The sequence below is a fragment of the Tenacibaculum salmonis genome, from assembly GCF_041053065.1.
Taxonomy (GTDB): domain Bacteria; phylum Bacteroidota; class Bacteroidia; order Flavobacteriales; family Flavobacteriaceae; genus Polaribacter; species Polaribacter pacificus_A.
In genome coordinates this window covers 1499857-1517500 of record NZ_JBFCVV010000001.1, presented here as the reverse complement: position 1 = coordinate 1517500, position 17644 = coordinate 1499857, and the positions used below count along the sequence as shown (strand labels likewise).

The window sequence follows — 17644 nt, the reverse complement described above, 5'->3', positions numbered from 1 at the left end:
GTGTGCTTTTAGAATTTGAATGCACAGTAACAGGAGAATGTTATTCTAAAAAAATAGATATAGAAAAAAATGTTATTGTACTAATTAACACAACGAATAATGAACAACAAAAAGTAAAAGAGCTTATAAAAGAATTCAATAAAGAAATTGAAAAACAAGCCATATTTTATATTCCAAGTTATATTTCTTTTATTGATATGATGTACGATTGTGAATGGGACTCGAAACTTAGTCTTGAAAAAATGCTTGAACAAGGACGACTTCTTTCAGAAGAAAGAAAAAAAACAGGAATCAGGCGTTTTGTACAAAGAAAAAAAGGTTTTTCAGATGGCTATTATGATGTAAAGTTTTGGGAAATACACAATACAGGGTTAGAAATAGAAACTCAATACGGAAGTATATATACAAGCTCACCAAGAAAGAATACAAAAATCCATATAAATAAACCAGCAGCAGAAAAAGACTTTGAGAAAAAAATAAAAGTAAAACTTAAAAATGGCTATGAAGAAGAAATTTAGAAAAATGTCAGAACATATTAGTCGCAGAAAGCCATTAATATCATAAAAAATCCAGAGAAACATAAGCTTCTCTGGATTAATTAGTATTTAAAAGTTATCAGGTTATATTTACCTTTACTTTTTTTAAGATTTATTATAAACCAGCTTCTCTCCAAGTCCAAGTTGAAATATCTAAAGGAGTAGCATCTTTACTTGAGTTAAGTGTATACTTTTTAGTTTCACCATCAATTAATGTAGCATCTGCATCAGCTCCTTCGATTTGAACATTAGATAAAGCTCCATTATCTTTCATATCTAAATCAACAGCATAACCATCTAAGTGAAGTCCTGTAATTTGACCTCCAGATGTTTTCTTAAACTGTAAAGCTGTTCCTCCAACTGTAGATATAGCTGTTATATTAGTGAAAGTAGGGTTTCCATTTTCTTTATCACCTTCAAAGACTGTTGAAAAACCTTCAACTGTATTAGATATATATGCATTTTCAACTGATCCATTCCATCCTTCAGTCCAATCGATAGAATCATCTTCGTTGTTTTCTAAGTAAATATTTTTAACATTAGCAGAACCTCCAAAGAATTCTATTCCATCATCAGCACCGTTAATTATAGCAATGTTTTCTAATTTAGTTCCAGAACCTACAGCATATAAAGATACTCCATTGTATTGAGATTCAGAATTAATAGAAGCTCCTGTACCTTTAATAACTAAATTTTTGATTGATCCAGAATTATCTGTATCTTCAGTACCTCCATAAATAAATCCACCAACTTCAGCTTTAGCGTTAATTCCTGCTGTAGTAGTAGCTTTACCACATATAGTTAATCCACCCCAATCACCAGATTTGTTTTGTTCAGAAGCAATAACAACAGGGTTTTCTACAGTACCTTGAATATCAATTTTACCCCCCATTAAAACAGCAATATAAACACCTGTTCCACCATCTCTAGCAGTAATCTTAGTTCCTGCAGGTATTACTAATTCTCCTCCATCTTGAATAAGGTATGAAGAATTTAATACATACTCTTTACTTGCATCTAAAGTTACTTTTGTAGTAACAACACCTTGTAATAAGTTTTCATTTGCATCGACAGATGAGTTAACCCAATCAAAATCATTAACATCAACTGTAGGGGCTATAGTATAATTTAAATTAGCATCAGCATCAGCTCCTTCGATTTGAACATTAGTTAATGCACCACCATCTTTCATATCAATAGAAGTATCAAAACCTGTTAAAGATAATCCTGTAATCGTAGCACCTGACTCTTTTTTAAATTGTAAAGCAGTACCACCAACAGTTGATATAGCAGTTACATTTTTAAAAGTAGGGTTTTTATTTTCTTTATCACCTTCAAAAACAGTTGAAAAATCAGGGACAGAATGAGTTATATATGCATTTTCAACAGTACCATTCCAACCTTCAGTCCAGTCAATTGAATCATCTTCATTGTTTTCTAAATATATATTTTTAACAGAAACTGTACCTCCAAAAAATTCAATTCCATCATCAGAACCGTTTACAATAGCAACGTTTTCTATAGTTGTACCAGAACCTACAGCATATAATGAAATACCATTGTATTGAGATTCAGAATTAATAGAAGCTCCTGTTCCTTTAATAATTAAGTATTTAATACTTCCTGAATTATCAGTATCAGTAGTTCCTCCATATTCAAATCCACCAACTTCAGCTTTAGCGTCAACTCCTGCTGTAGTAGTAGCTTCACCACATATAGTTAAACCACCCCAGTCTCCTGGTTTAGCATTTGGTGAAGTCATAACAACAGGATTACTTTCTGTTCCTTGAATGTCAATTTTCCCACCTTTTAATACAGCAATATAAGCTTCAGTACCACTTCCAGTAACTGTAATTTTAGTTCCTGCAGGAATAACTAACTCTCCACCGTCTTTTACAATGTATGAACTAGTTAATTTATATTCTTTTGATGCATCTAAAGTAACTTTTCCATCAACAACACCTTCTAAACCTGTTGATTTATCTTGAATAATTTCGATATCATCACTTCCACAACTAGTAAAAGTTACTGTTCCTAATGTTAAAGCTGCTAAAACAAAAGCTTTTAAGACTACTTTTTTCATTTTTATTTTTGTTTATTTTGTTCTACAAATTAACTGTATATTTAAGTAGTTCTATTTAATTAAAAGTTAACAGTTTAGGTTTAGTGTTAATAAATCTTTATGTGTTTATTTTTTTTCAAAAAAAAAAGTCTTTGTGAAATACTCACAAAGACTTTTTAAATATATATAATTTTTGTTAGAAACTAAGATTTAAACCTAAACTTAGCTGTAAACCTTTTGTATATAATTGAACAGTTTCATTTGTTTCAATTTGGGTATTTATATCTCTTACTAATTGAGTTTGTTTAATCTCTGGATTTAATAAGTTTTTACCGATTAATTTTACAGATAAGTAATTTGTTACTTTTTTACTTAAAATAGCATCTAATGTAAAAAAACCTTTCTGAATAATTTGGTCATTATAAAGTGTCGCTCTTTGTGCTTGACTACGAGGTGCTCCTAAAGCAAGTACTTTATCTGAAGAGTAATTACCTGTTAAAGTAGCTATTAAAGGTTTTTCTGTTTGTGAATTATAACTTACAGAACCATTAAAAATAAAATTAGATGCTCCTTGTAATTTTGTTTCTTTTACATCTTTATATCTAAATTCTTCACGTAAATCTTGATTTAAATACATAAATGTAGTATTAGCTGTAGCACTTAACAAGTTTTTATCATCTTCATTTTTAATTATACTAACTTTACCTTCAATCTCTAGTCCTAAAACATCTGCTTTATCTCCTGTGTTTTCATAAATGAAATTTCCAGAAGAACCACGTGTTACCGCTAAATTTATAGGGTTATTTATTTGTTTGTAAAATACAGTTGCTGAAACTAACTCTTCTCTACTAGGAAAGAATTCCCATTTTAAATCAATATTATAAGTATCTGATTTTTCTAAATTAGGATTACCTACTGTTACACGACCAGTTGGTGAAACATATTCAAAAGGAGCAAGTTCTTTAAATTCAGGTAAGGTTTGTGTTACACTTGAAGCAAAACGTACATAGTTTTTTTCATTTATCTCATATTTTAAATTAACACTAGGGTAAAGACTTTCATAAGTGTTTTTTAAGCTACCTTTTCTAGGTGTACCTGTTTCGTCAACGTAATTAGCTACATCAAAGTCAACATTTATTTCATCTCTTTCAAAACGTAAACCTAAATTACCAGAAAGTTTATTGTCAAATTTAAAATCAAAATTCACAAAACCTGCGTAAGCTAATAAATCAGCATTATAAGTATCATGAGGACGAGTTTTTAAATCTAAACCGTTGTTAAAATTATAATCATTAAAAGTACTAGTTAATTGATCAACAGAAGGAGCTATAAAGTCAGATCCTTTTGCTTTAACACCAACAAATAAAGATTTAAAGCTTCTTTCTTTTTTTCTTATGTTTATTCCATAATTTAATGAATAAGGTTTCTTTTCATATTCGTCAGTACTTTTACCTAATGCGAATTTATTTTGAATAAGTCCATTATAATCATAATCTTCAATTTTTTGACTCGATTTTCTTTGTTGATAATCTCCAACGTGAGAATATTGAATTTCAGAAGATGGCTCACTTGGGTTTAATATGTTAACTTCGTTTCTAATTCTGTTAGGCTCTTCAGCAAGTACAAAGTTGTAACCTCCAGCCCAATTTAATGTATTATTATCATCTAATTTGTGTTCACCCATTAATTGGTTAACAAAAAGAGTTGTTTGTTTAAAATTTTGATCTCTTACAAAAGCACCATATTCACTAGGATCTTGGTCGTAAACAAATCCTAAACCTTTTCTTCCTTGTTCATATAATATCTCTTTACCTTTGTTTATAACTAAAGTATTGTATTTTAATTTGTTGTTATCGTTTAGCTTTAAAGCTAAGCTAATATATCCTGTTGCATTTGTATTTGTGATATATTTTTCGGTATCATATTCTTTATTTGAAGAAAACCCTCTATCTAAAATGTTAGCTTTATAACTTCTAAACAATCCTTCTTGATAAGAATTAGATGAAGAATAAGATGCTGAAGCAACAAATTTTATTGCTTTACCTAGTACATTAAATTGATAACCACCACCAATTGAAGCTCCATAATTTAAAGGTACTCCAGTTTTTTTTGTGTCCCAACCTTGGTAAGTTAAAGCATCTTGTAGTGCATATTTCTTTTTATGAAAACCAAAATTAACATCATCACTAATGATAGTTTTTCTGAATTCATTTAATCCGATAACATTTGTATTACTACCTCCTGTAAGTCCTATTTTAATTTCTTTTTTACTATAATCTTTAGAAATTATATTTACATTACCAGATGCTTGATCTGAATAATTAGAAGTAGTATATGTTTTACTAATACCTACATTTTGAATTACACTAGTAGGAAATAACCCTAAACTAATATTTTTATTATCTACGTTATCAGATGGAATTGGTAAACCATTCATTGAAGTAGATAAATATCTATCACCTAAACCACGAATATAAATATCACCAGAACCTTCACTTTTAGTAACTCCAGCTATTTTTGTAGTTGCTGCTGCTGCATTACTAACTCCTTTTCTAGATAATTCTTGAGCTCCAATACTTTCAACAATTACAGTTGCTTTCTTTTGTTGTAAAAGTAAAGCACTTTCTTTTTCTCTACTAACACTTGCTTTAATTACAACTTCATCTAAAGAAAGACCTTGATTAGGACCTAATTCTTGGTTGATAATTAAAGGTTGACTTGCTTTTACTACAATAGCTTTTTCTACCGTCTGATATCCAACAAAACTAAATACGATTGTTTGGTTTCCTACAGGAACACTTAAGGTATATTTACCATCCATGTCGGTTGTTCCTCCGATAGTTGTTCCTTTTATAAAAACATTTGCAAAAGGTAATACTTCTCCATTCATCTCTTTATCAGTGATTTTACCTGATATTGTTCCTTTATCTTGTGAGTACACAAAGCTACAAAGGGTTAAAAGAGTAATTACAATTAATTTTTTCATTCTATCTTTACTTAGGTTCTTAAAATACACTGCAAATCTGATGTAATGTTGTAAAGCTAGTGTTACGTAAATATTATGGTTGCCTTATTAGAATGTTTCTTTAACATTAAGCACTACTTATTTATGTTACTGTAATGTTAAGTGTTTGCCGAAAAAACAGTAAACCTGACTATAGGTTTACTGTTTTAACACTAATGTTGTAAATTATTTAGTTAAATATTTTGAAACCTAAAGTATAGGTTCTTGGTGCTGCAGGACCATAAATGAAATTACTATCACGCTCTTTACCTATATCAAATGATGTTTGATAAGCATCAAAAATATTCTTAACACCTGCAGAAACTTCAATGTTTGTTTTTAGTTTTTCTAATTCAAAATTATAGCTTGTTTTAATTCCTACATTAAAAAATGTTGGAGATTTAAAATATTCATCATCATTTAAATTACCTGTAGAAGCTAAATGTAATACATCCATTTTACCAGTATAAACTAAATTTAAAGCTGTTTTAAATTTCTGATTAGGAGTATAAGTAGCGGTTGCATATCCGTAAGTAGTAGGCGTTCTTAAAAAATCTTTTTTAGTATCAAGTGTATCAGAGTTTTTTACGGCAGTATTATATTTGCTTGATTGATAGGTAACTCCTGTATCAAATTGAATAATTCCATCATAATTTAAACGACCTTCTAAAGTAATTCCGTTTACAACAGCACCGTCACCATTTCTTTTTTCAAAAACTTCTCCAAATTCTTCTTCTCCAATTCCTTCTAAATAAAAAGCATCGTTTAATTGGGTATAAAAACTTTCAACAGTAAATCCATAAATATAATGTTCGGTTGGATTATCATAGTTAAAAGAAACCGTATAACTATTAGAACGCTCTCTTTTTAAATCATCAGCAAGCTGAACTCTTGAAATTCCACCACCAGCAAAAGCCATGTGTAAATCAGTATCAAAAGCTTGAGGCGCTCTAAAACCTGTTCCCCAGGTTGCACGTAATTGTGTTTTTTCAAAAGGTTTAAATAATACAGAAACACGTGGACTTGCTACATTATTGATAATATATTTTCTTGTTCCGTCTTGTTTTAAGGCATCTAATTTATGATGATCATAACGGACACCTGCTAATAAATTCCATTTATTGTTGATTTCCCAATCACTTTGAAAAAAGAATCCGTAGTTTTGAGTAATTTGATCTACCACATATTTATAGGCTTTAATTTCATCAAAAACATCATCTTGTACAAATTCAGAACCAATAGTTAATACATTATTTCCTTTTAAGAAATCTTCTAGTTTATGATTAAATTGAAGCCCTCCTTGAAAAGTAGTCGTTTCAGAATTTCCGTATGGTGGATTTGCCAAATGTTTAGTATCTTCTATTGGGTTTTCAGTTCCAGGGCGGATTCCTGTATAATGATCTCTTCCTGTATATTGAGAAGCAAAATAGGTAATTAAAGAGCTTCTATCTTCATTAAAGTTAATTTGATAATCGATATTTCCGACATAAACATTGTGGGTTCTTTCTTCGGATTGTAAGGCAAAATGAGGAGCGTTTTCAATCATTTCACCACCATAACGATATTCGTTCATTTTACTGAAATTAATTTCAATTTTTTGATCATCCGTAGGTAAGAAAAATAAATTAGCACCAAATGAGTTATTTTTTAATTCAGGAAGTTCTGAATAATTATCACCATTATGATCGTAAATTTCACGAGTTCTATTATTGATAAAAAAAGAAATTCCTGCATTTTTATCTTCATTTACAACCGTTGCATTTCCTGCAATTATATGATCAGAAGCTCCTTTAAAATTTTGATAAGTATATCCAATATTATAATCATCTTTTTTAGGAATATTTGTAATCACATTTACAGTACCACCAATAGCACTTGAGCCATATAATGCCGAACCACCACCACGAACTACTTCAATTCTATCAATCATATTGGTTGGAATTTGCTCTAAACCATATAAACCAGTTAGCGGACTAAAAATTGGGCGACCATTTATTAATATTTGTGAGTATCCTCCAGATAAACCATTCATACGAAGTTGTGTATAATTACAAGTTTGACAATCGGTTTCTACACGTAAACCTGTTTGAAATTTTAATCCTTCAGATAAATTACAGGCTTGTACATCTGCTAAAGTTTGGCTATTAATTACGTTAACAATAACAGGGTTTTTTGTACTTCGTCTGTCGGTTCGTGTTCCTGTTACGGTAATTTGATCTAATAATTCAGCATGTTCGGTTAGCGTAAAATTAATAATATTTTCTTTCGTTTTTGATAGTGTTATTCGTTTTTGAGATGAAATAAACCCTGTAAAAGAAGCGACCAATGTTACTTTTTTATACTTAACATTTTCTAAAATAAAATTTCCATTTTCATCGGCATTTACACCAGTGCTATTATTTTTAATAGAAATATTGGCAAATGATAATATTTCACCCTTTGAAGTGGTTACTTTTCCTGTAATAGTTTGTGCTTTACTGAAAATGGTGATTAGTAAAAATGTAACTAAAATTATTTTTTTCATGATTTATTGATATTATTTTTAGTGTTGTCTTTTTTTTATTCACGCAAATGTAAAACAATTTTTTAGTCTTGTCTAAAAATTATTTTATATAAATGAAAATACATATATTTGTATCATCAAAAAAAGAATATGTTTAGTCAATCAGAAGAAAACTATATTAAAACAATTTATCATTTAGGATTATTATCTGATAAAGGAATTTCGACAAATGCTATTGCAAATATGTTAGCGACTAAAGCTTCTTCGGTAACAGATATGATTAAAAAATTATCAGATAAAGAAGTTGTTATCTATAAAAAATATCAAGGAGTTACTTTAACTGATTTTGGTAAAAAAACAGCAGTAAATATTATTAGAAAACATCGTTTATGGGAAGTTTTTTTAGTTGAAAAACTTAATTTTTCTTGGGATGAGGTACATGATGTTGCTGAACAATTGGAGCATATAAAATCGCCAAAATTAATTGATGAATTAGATTTGTTCTTAGGATATCCTAAAACAGACCCACACGGTGACCCTATTCCTGATAAAGAAGGGAATTTACCACAGATTCAAAAAAGTTTATTATCTACATTAGAAAAAAATCAAAAAGGAGTTTGTGTTGGTGTTAATGATACTTCTTCTGAGTTTTTACGCTTTTTAGATAAACAAGAAATTGCATTAGGACAACATATAGAAGTGTTAGATAAAGAACCTTTTGATGATTCTTTTTTAGTAAAGATAAATGACAAAGAAATCACTATTTCAAATAAAGTTGCCAATAATATTTATATCCAAAAAAATTAATATGAAAAAAATAATGATATTACTTGTTGTTTTAATTGCAGTAAGCTGTAAAACAACAGAAAAAAAACAAAATGGTAAATTAAACGTAGTTACAACAACAACTATGATTACTGATTTGGTTAAAAATATAGGTAGAGACAAAATTGAAATAAATGGATTAATGGGCGCAGGAGTTGACCCGCATTTGTATAAAGCAAGTGAAGGCGATGTGTCTAAATTATTTAATGCCGATGTTGTTATTTATAACGGTTTGCATTTAGAAGGGAAGTTAGAGGAAGTATTTGAAAAAATGGAACATCAAAATAAAAAAACAATTGTTGTTTCTGATGTTATTGATAAAAAAAATTTAATAGCTTCAGAATTATTTGCTTCAAATTACGACCCACATATTTGGTTTGATATTACTAATTGGACAAAAATGACTTCTTATGTTGCTGATAAATTAGCTCAAATAGATGTTAAAAATGCATCATTCTATAAAGAAAATGCAAAAATATATTTAGAAAAATTAGAAGTTTTAAACAAGCAAGTAGCAACTAAAATAAATGAATTACCTCAAGAAAAAAGAATTTTAGTAACCGCACACGATGCTTTTAATTACTTCGGAAGACAACACAAATTTAATGTTGTTGGTTTACAAGGTTTATCAACAGCTACGGAGGCAGGTGTTCAGGATGTTCAAAAATTAGCGAAATTTATTATTGATAATAAGGTAAAAGCGATTTTTGTAGAAAGTTCAGTTCCTAAACGAACTATTGAAGCTTTACAAGCTGCTGTAAAATCGAAAAATCAAGAAGTTGTTATTGGCGGAACTTTATATTCTGATGCTTTAGGAAGTACAGGAACTATCGAAGGAACATATATTGGAATGTACAACGCAAATGTAAATACGATTGTTAACGCATTAAAATAATCAACAGATAATACAAATGAGTGAAATAAAATACGCAGTAACTGTTGATGATTTAACAGTTGCTTATAATTACAAACCCGTACTTTGGGATATTGATTTAGCAATTCCTGAAGGTGTTTTAATGGCAATCGTTGGACCAAATGGAGCAGGGAAATCTACGTTGATAAAATCTATTCTAGGCATTATAAAACCGATTGCAGGAAGTGTTTCTATCTTTGGTAAATCGTATGAAAAACAACGAAAGTTAGTGGCTTATGTTCCGCAGAAAGGAAGCGTAGATTGGGATTTTCCTACAACTGCTTTAGATGTTGTGTTAATGGGAACTTACGGAAGTTTAGGCTGGATTAAAAGACCAGGAAGAGCTCAGAAAAAAACAGCTTTAGAAGCGCTTGAAAAAGTAGGGATGTTGGCTTTTAAAAGTCGTCAAATTTCTCAACTTTCAGGAGGACAACAACAGCGTGTTTTTTTGGCAAGAGCTTTGGCACAAGAAGCTGCCATTTATTTTATGGATGAACCTTTTCAAGGAGTTGATGCAACTACCGAAATTACCATTATCAATATTTTAAAAGAACTTCGAAAAGCAGGAAAAACTGTAATTGTAGTACATCACGATTTACAAACTGTTCCAGAATATTTTGACTGGGTAACTTTTTTAAATGTGAAAAAAATAGCGACTGGTCCTGTTAAAGAAATTTTTAATGACGATAATTTAACCAAAACTTACGGAATTAATTATAAAGTAAGTGTGCAACAATAATGGATTTACAAGAATATTTTAAACTCGTTTTTTCAGATTATACACTTCGAACAATTACTATTGGAACGGCTATTTTAGGTGCTATTTGTGGAATGTTAGGAAGTTTTGCCGTATTAAGAAAACAAAGTTTACTAGGCGATGCTATTTCACACGCTTCACTTCCAGGAATTGCAATTGCATTTTTAATTACAGGAACAAAAGATACTAATGTGTTATTATTAGGTGCTTTAATTAGCGGATTAATCGGTGCTTTTTGGATTCGTGGAATTGTAAAAAATACACGATTAAAAACCGATACCGCTTTAGGTTTAATTCTTTCTGTTTTCTTCGGATTTGGAATGTTACTTTTAACCTTTATTCAAAAGCAACCGAATGCAAATCAGTCAGGATTGGATAAGTTTTTATTTGGTCAAGCAGCAACATTATTAGTTGAAGATGTTTGGTTCATGGCAATTGTAACGGCTGTTTGTTTGTGTGTTTTATTACTTTTTTGGAAAGAATTTAAACTTTTATTATTTGATGCCGATTATGCTAAAACTTTAGGTTTCAATGTTAAATTTATTGATGCTTTAATTACTAGTTTTATTGTGTTGGCAATTGTTTTAGGATTACAAACTGTTGGAGTTGTTTTGATGAGTGCGATGTTATTAGCTCCTGCGGCAGCAGCTCGTCAATGGACAAATAGTTTAAGTACAATGGTTGTTTTAGCGGCAATTTTTGGATTGCTTTCTGGTGTTGTTGGAACAGGAATTAGCGCAAGTCAAGCAAACTTATCGACAGGACCTGTAATTGTATTAGTTGCAGGAGTATTTGTGGTGTTTTCTTTTATTTTTTCGCCATCAAGAGGTTTACTTTTTAGTCAGATACGTTTTTTAAAAAATCGTAGAGATTTACAATTACATAAAACGTTATCTTTTATGTTTGATTTGGTAAAAACACATGAAGATAAATCACATCCGCATGCGATAAAAATTTTAAATAATTTTCAAGGATATACAAAAGGAACTTTAAAAAAGTTAGAAGAAAAAAAATATATCAAATTACACGGTAGAATGTGGTCAATGACTGAAGAAGGATATCAATTTGCAGGTAATTTATACAATCAAAATATAGAAAAATAAAAAATAAAATGAGTAGTGCTCAAATTGAAATACAATTAATTGCAAGTTTAGTAGCCATAGCTTGTGCAATCCCTGGCGTGTTTTTGGTATTGCGAAAAATGGCGTTAATTAGTGATGCCATTAGTCATTCTATTTTACCAGGTTTGGTTATTGGTTTTTTTATCACTCACGATTTAAATTCGCCTTTATTAATTTTAATGGGTGCTTTATCAGGAATTTTAACCGTGGTTTTGGTTGAATATATTCAGAAAACAAAATTAGTAAAAGAAGATACTGCAATTGGGTTGGTATTTCCTGCTTTATTTAGTATCGGTGTGCTTTTAATTGCTAAAAATGCAAACGATGTTCATTTAGATGTAGACGCTGTTTTATTAGGTGAATTGGCTTTTGCTCCGTTTGATAGATTATTAATTAATGGAATTGATATTGGTCCTAAATCATTGTGGCTTATAGGAACTATTTTATTAATTACTTTAAGTCTTTTAATCGCCTTTTTTAAAGAATTAAAAGTAAGCACTTTTGACCCAGGTTTGGCAACTGCTTTAGGTTTTTCGCCAGTTGTAATTCATTATGGATTAATGAGTGTAGCATCTGTAACAACTGTTGGAGCTTTTGATGCAGTTGGCGCAATTTTAGTAGTTGCTTTAATGATTGCACCTGCGGCAACTTCTTATTTATTAACAAACGATTTGAAAAAAATGTTGTTTTTTTCAGTGTTTTTTGGTGTTTTTTCAGCAATTTCTGGTTATTGGTTAGCACATTATTTAGATGCTTCTATTTCTGGTTCAATGATAACAATGCTTGGTTTTGTGTTTTTTCTGGTTTATTTATTCGCTCCAAATAGTGGGTTAATTGCTGTTTTATATAGAAATAGACAACAACAAAAAGAAGTGCAATTACTTACTTTTTTATTGCACTTAAATAATCATAAAGAAAAAAGAGAACGTCATATTAATCATTTAAATGAACATATTAATTGGCATAAATTAAAAGCAAAATCTATTGTTGAATTGGCGGATAAAAATAATCTGATTTTTATTGATAATAATATTATATCGCTTACCGAAAAAGGAAAAACTTTTACTGAAAAAGCAATCGATTATATTATTACTAATGATGATTCTGAAATTGAATCCATGAAAAAAGATTTCTTTTTATTTAGAGGATAAATTATTTTTTAAAAAACATCTTAAATAATAAGAGCCTGTTTAGACCTCACAGGTTTTTAAAACCTGTGAGGTCTGAGTTTAACGAAATAATTTATGTGTTTAATTCTTAAATTATTTTATACGAAAAGAGCGTAATGTTGTCGATAATATTCGAAATTTATAATTGATTTATAAAATTATCAAAAATAGTACAAATGCCTAGCCCCGATTGTAGCAATTGTTTGAGCTCTTTTTTGTTTTTCTTTTTAAAAAACAAAAAAAGCGAGTGCGGAAAGCGGGAAATTGCTTCAAAATATTTTTATTACTCTTTTAATTATCTTGTTTAATGTGCTTTAAAAAGGTATTTTGCATTAAAAATTATTCTGTGCAAAATCTATCAAATTTTCAAGTATATAATGCCTCGGCAGGAAGTGGAAAAACGTTTACTTTAGTAAAAGAATATCTTAAAGTTTTATTGAATTCGGAAGATGTTTTTAGATTTCAGAAAATATTAGCCATCACATTTACCAACAAAGCTGCTGGTGAAATGAAAGAGCGTGTTTTAGAAAATTTACAAGAATTTTCGGAAGGAAAAGAAAATGATTTGTTTCAAATTATTATCAAAGAAATTTCGATTGATAAAGAAAAGATACAAGAACGAAGTCAGAAAATATTAGATGCCGTTTTACAAAATTATTCGGCTTTTTCAATTACTACGATTGATAGTTTTACACATCGAATTATTAAAAGTTTTGCCTACGATTTAGGATTACCACTAAATTTTGAGGTAGAAATGGATGCAATTTCATTATTAAATGAAGCGGTTGATGTATTAATTTCTAAAATTGGTACAGATACCGATTTAACAAAATTACTAATAGATTTTTCTTTAGAAAAAACAGATGATGATACTTCTTGGGATATTTCAGTTGAATTAAATGAGTTTTCTAGAATTTTATTAAATGAAGATGATACCGAACATTTTAGAAAACTTGCGGATAAAAAATTAAGCGATTTTACGAATTTAAAAAGTAAACTTTCCAAAGCACAATATCAAATTAAAACTCGATTTTTAGAAATTGGAAAGAAAGGTTTAGCAATAATAGAAACGGCACAATTAGAAGCTAAAGATTTTTACAGGTCAATGTTGCCAAATCATTTTTTAGCGTTGTCTGAAAATTTTACAAAAGCAAAGTTTTTTGAAGAATCGAAACTTCGAGAACGTATTGAAGAAAATAATTTTTATTCAAAATCGAAATCCAACGATATAAAAAGTGCTATTGAAGGAATTTTACCCGAACTTTTAACTTTATATATGGAATCTGAAAAATTGTATCAGCAGTTTTTAATGAACAGATTGGCGTTAAAAAGTGTAATTCCGTTAGCAGTTTTAAATTATATCAATGTAGAATTAACGAATATTAAGGAAGAAAACAATATTCGATTAAATGCTGAATTCAATCAATTAATTTCAGATAATATAAAAGATCAACCCGCACCATTTATTTATGAGCGCATCGGTGAACGATTTATGCATTATTTTATTGATGAAATGCAAGATACATCGGTGTTGCAATGGGAAAATATAATTCCATTGATAGATAATGCACTAGCACAAGAGAATAGTAATTTATTATTGGTGGGCGACGGAAAACAAGCAATTTATCGTTGGCGTGGAGGAAAGGCAGAGCAATTTATTTCGTTAGGTTCAGGTATTGAGAATCCGTTTCATATTGAAAAGGAAATAAAAACATTGGAAACAAATTTTAGAAGTTATACTGAAGTAATTGATTTTAATAATCAGTTTTTTCAGCACACATCTAATTTTTTGGAAAATGAACATTATAAAAAATTGTTTATCGATGGTAATAAACAATTAATAACAGCTAAAAGTGGTGGTTTTGTGTCTTTATCGTTTTTAGATAAGGAAGAAGAAAAGGCGGATAATCTTTTAAAATATCCGAAGAAAATTTTAGAAACTATTGAAAAAGCGTCAGCATCATTTTCTTTAAATGAAATATGTGTTTTGGTTCGTAAGAAAAAAGATGGTATTGCGGTGGCAAATTATTTGTCTGAAAATGGTGTTAATATTATTTCTTCTGAAACGTTATTGTTAGATAATAGTGCGAGTGTTCAATTTATGGTTAATTTATTGAAAGTTATTCAGCATCCTAACGATAAAGAAGCTTTATTAGAAGTTTTATATTTTTTATATAATCATTTGAAATTGGAAATAGCTAAAAATTTCTTTATTTCAGAAATGATTCAAAAACCTATTGATGTCGTTTTTGAAGAATTAAAAATATATCAAGTTTCTTTTGAATTATCAACTTTTCATCAATTGCCATTTTATGAAAAAGTTGAAGAAATTATCCGATGTTTTAAATTAATAGATTCTTCGGATGCTTATGTACAGTTTTTTTTAGATATTATTTTAGAACAACAACGAAAAGGAACAAGTATTCAAGAGTTTTTAGATTTTTGGGAAGAAAAAAAAGCAAATTTAAGTATTGTAGCTCCTGAAAGTGGAAATGCTGTACAAATAATGACGATTCATAAATCAAAAGGATTAGAGTTTCCTGTGGTTATTTTTCCGTATGATTTAGAAATTTATCGACAAATAAATCCTAAAATTTGGCTGGATGATTTGCCAACATATTTTGAAGGTTTTAAGGAATTATTAGTGCCATACACTAAAGAATTAAAATTAATAAATGAAACAGGTTTAGAAATACATAACGAACAACGTTCAGCATTGGAATTAGATAATTTCAATCTTTTATATGTTGCCTTGACACGTGCCGTAGAACAATTACATATTATTACGGAATATAAAATCAGTACAAAAGGTGAAGAAAACACTAGTTTTTATTCAGGTATTTTCATTAATTATTTAAAGGAAAAAAACTATTGGAATGATGGACAGTTAGATTATTATTTTGGAGATTCAGAAAGAGTAAGTGTACAGAAAGAAATTTCTTCGATTGCTGAGGTTCAAGAAGTATTTATTTCAACGCCTTGGCAAGAACATAATATTCATATGTTGGCGAGTGCTTCAAAATTATGGAATACTGAACAAGGGAAAGCAATTGAATTTGGAAATTTGATTCACGAAATGATGTCAAAAATTATGACTCAGCAAGATATTGCACGAGTTGTACGTCAATATGAGCAACAAGGAATTATTGATAAACCACAATCAATAGCTATTGAAGCCGATATTAATAAAATTGTAACTCATCCTGAATTACAAGAATATTACGCAAAAAATGCAACAGTATATAATGAGCGTGAAATTGTAGATGTTGATAATCAAATTTTAATTCCTGATAGATTGGTGCTTTCTGAAAATAATGAAGTTACAATTTTAGATTATAAAACAGGAAAACCATCTAAAAGTTATCATCAGCAATTATTAAAATATGAACGTGTTTTAAAATCTATTAATTATAAAGTAACTAAAAAACTACTTATATATATTAATGAAGAAATTTTGGTTGAAGAAGTTTAAGAATTAACTTTGACCTTTTAAATATAAATACCATCTCGTATAATCGAGATGTAAAATTAAATATAAGATGTACGGAAAAATAAAAGAGCAATTACAACAAGAAATTCAGGAAATTAAAGATGCTGGATTATACAAGGCAGAACGTATTATTACATCGTCTCAAGATGCAGTAATAAAAATTTCTACAGGAGAAGAGGTAATCAATTTTTGTGCAAATAATTATTTAGGATTATCAAATCATCCAGAAGTAATTCAAGCAGCTAAGGATGTAATGGATACTCATGGTTTTGGAATGTCATCGGTTCGTTTTATTTGTGGTACTCAGGATATTCATAAGCAATTAGAAGAGAAAATTGCTGAGTTTTATACTACAGAAGATACTATTTTATATGCAGCAGCATTTGATGCAAATGGAGGTGTTTTTGAGCCATTATTAACAAAAGAAGACGCAATTATTTCTGATAGTTTAAATCATGCTTCTATTATTGATGGAGTTCGTTTGTGTAAAGCAGCACGTTATCGTTATGATAATAATGATATGGAAGCTTTAGAAGCTCAGTTAATCGAGGCGAATAAACAAAATCATCGTTTTAAAATTATTGTAACCGACGGTGTTTTTTCTATGGATGGAATTGTTGCCAAACTAGATAAAATTTGTGATTTAGCAGATAAATATGATGCATTAGTAATGGTTGATGAATGTCATGCAGCTGGTTTTATTGGGGAAACAGGTCGTGGAACTGTTGAATTGAAAAATGTAATGGATCGTGTTGATATTGTAACAGGAACTTTAGGAAAAGCACTTGGAGGTGCGATGGGTGGTTATACAACAGGTAAAAAAGAAATTATTGAAATTTTACGTCAACGTTCTCGTCCGTATTTATTTTCAAATTCTTTAGCACCTGCAATTGTAGGAGCGTCTTTAAAAGTTTTTGATTTAATTTCTGAAGATACTTCGTTTCGTGATAAATTAGAATGGAATACAAACTATTTTAGAACAGAAATGGAAAAAGCAGGGTTCGATTTAGTAGGAGCTGATGCTGCGATTGTACCTGTAATGCTATATGATGCAAAACTTTCGCAAAACATGGCAAATAAATTATTAGAAGAAGGAATTTATGTTATCGGATTTTTCTTTCCAGTAGTGCCAAAAGAAAAAGCTAGAATCCGTGTGCAGTTATCAGCAGCACATAAAAAAGAACACTTAGATAAAGCTATTGAGGCATTTACAAAAGTAGGTAAAGAATTAAATGTGATTTAATAGGTTTTAATCAAAATATAT

General features: G+C 29.4%; 11 protein-coding genes (1 of these 11 cut by a window edge). 8 read left to right on the top strand and 3 right to left on the bottom strand.

All coding sequences use genetic code 11. The annotated features are described in order from the left end of the window. Window positions 1–518, top strand: partial view of a hypothetical protein gene (locus AB0T67_RS06645; RefSeq protein ID WP_369219661.1) — the 3' portion only. Its footprint begins 415 nt before the window's first position; only the last 518 of its 933 coding nucleotides appear in the window; its start codon lies off the left edge, out of view; the stop codon is at window positions 516–518. A 133-nt stretch (window positions 519–651) separates the two neighbouring features. On the opposite strand, the gene AB0T67_RS06640 is transcribed toward AB0T67_RS06645, so the two are convergent. From AB0T67_RS06640 to AB0T67_RS06630, 3 genes are all read right to left on the bottom strand, one after another. Next, a complete protein-coding gene (locus AB0T67_RS06640; protein WP_369219660.1) occupies window positions 652–2619 on the bottom strand; it encodes a hypothetical protein in 1968 nt (655 codons plus the stop codon). Window positions 2620–2794: 175 nt separating this feature from the next. Next, entirely contained in the window at window positions 2795–5584 is a 2790-nt protein-coding gene (locus AB0T67_RS06635; RefSeq protein WP_369219659.1) for a TonB-dependent receptor, read from the bottom strand. Between the two features lie 208 nt (window positions 5585–5792). Next, on the bottom strand, window positions 5793–8126 hold the full coding sequence (locus AB0T67_RS06630) for a TonB-dependent receptor (protein ID WP_369219658.1): 2334 nt from the start codon (window positions 8124–8126) through the stop codon (window positions 5793–5795). A gap of 129 nt (window positions 8127–8255) precedes the next feature. Here AB0T67_RS06630 and AB0T67_RS06625 point away from each other — a divergent pair, with 129 nt between their 5' ends. From AB0T67_RS06625 to kbl, 7 genes are all read left to right on the top strand, one after another. After that, complete coding sequence (locus tag AB0T67_RS06625) at window positions 8256–8912, top strand: metal-dependent transcriptional regulator (protein WP_369219657.1); 657 nt, start codon at window positions 8256–8258, stop codon at window positions 8910–8912. Between the two features lies 1 nt (window position 8913). Next, on the top strand, window positions 8914–9825 hold the full coding sequence (locus AB0T67_RS06620; protein ID WP_369219656.1) for a metal ABC transporter solute-binding protein, Zn/Mn family: 912 nt from the start codon (window positions 8914–8916) through the stop codon (window positions 9823–9825). 16 nt (window positions 9826–9841) lie between these two features. Next, window positions 9842–10582 carry a metal ABC transporter ATP-binding protein gene (locus AB0T67_RS06615; protein ID WP_369219655.1) on the top strand — a complete coding sequence of 247 codons (741 nt, stop codon included), beginning with the start codon at window positions 9842–9844 and terminating at the stop codon, window positions 10580–10582. After that, window positions 10582–11703, top strand: coding sequence for a metal ABC transporter permease (locus AB0T67_RS06610; RefSeq protein WP_369219654.1), 1122 nt, complete (start codon window positions 10582–10584; stop codon window positions 11701–11703). The genes AB0T67_RS06615 and AB0T67_RS06610 overlap by 1 nt, the downstream gene beginning before the upstream one ends. Window positions 11704–11711: 8 nt before the next feature. After that, complete coding sequence (locus AB0T67_RS06605; RefSeq protein WP_369219653.1) at window positions 11712–12872, top strand: metal ABC transporter permease; 1161 nt, start codon at window positions 11712–11714, stop codon at window positions 12870–12872. 364 nt (window positions 12873–13236) lie between these two features. Then, a complete protein-coding gene (locus AB0T67_RS06600; protein ID WP_369219652.1) occupies window positions 13237–16362 on the top strand; it encodes a UvrD-helicase domain-containing protein in 3126 nt (1041 codons plus the stop codon). A 67-nt stretch (window positions 16363–16429) separates the two neighbouring features. Next, on the top strand, window positions 16430–17623 hold the full coding sequence (kbl, locus tag AB0T67_RS06595; RefSeq protein ID WP_369219651.1) for a glycine C-acetyltransferase: 1194 nt from the start codon (window positions 16430–16432) through the stop codon (window positions 17621–17623). Window positions 17624–17644 lie beyond the last annotated feature (21 nt).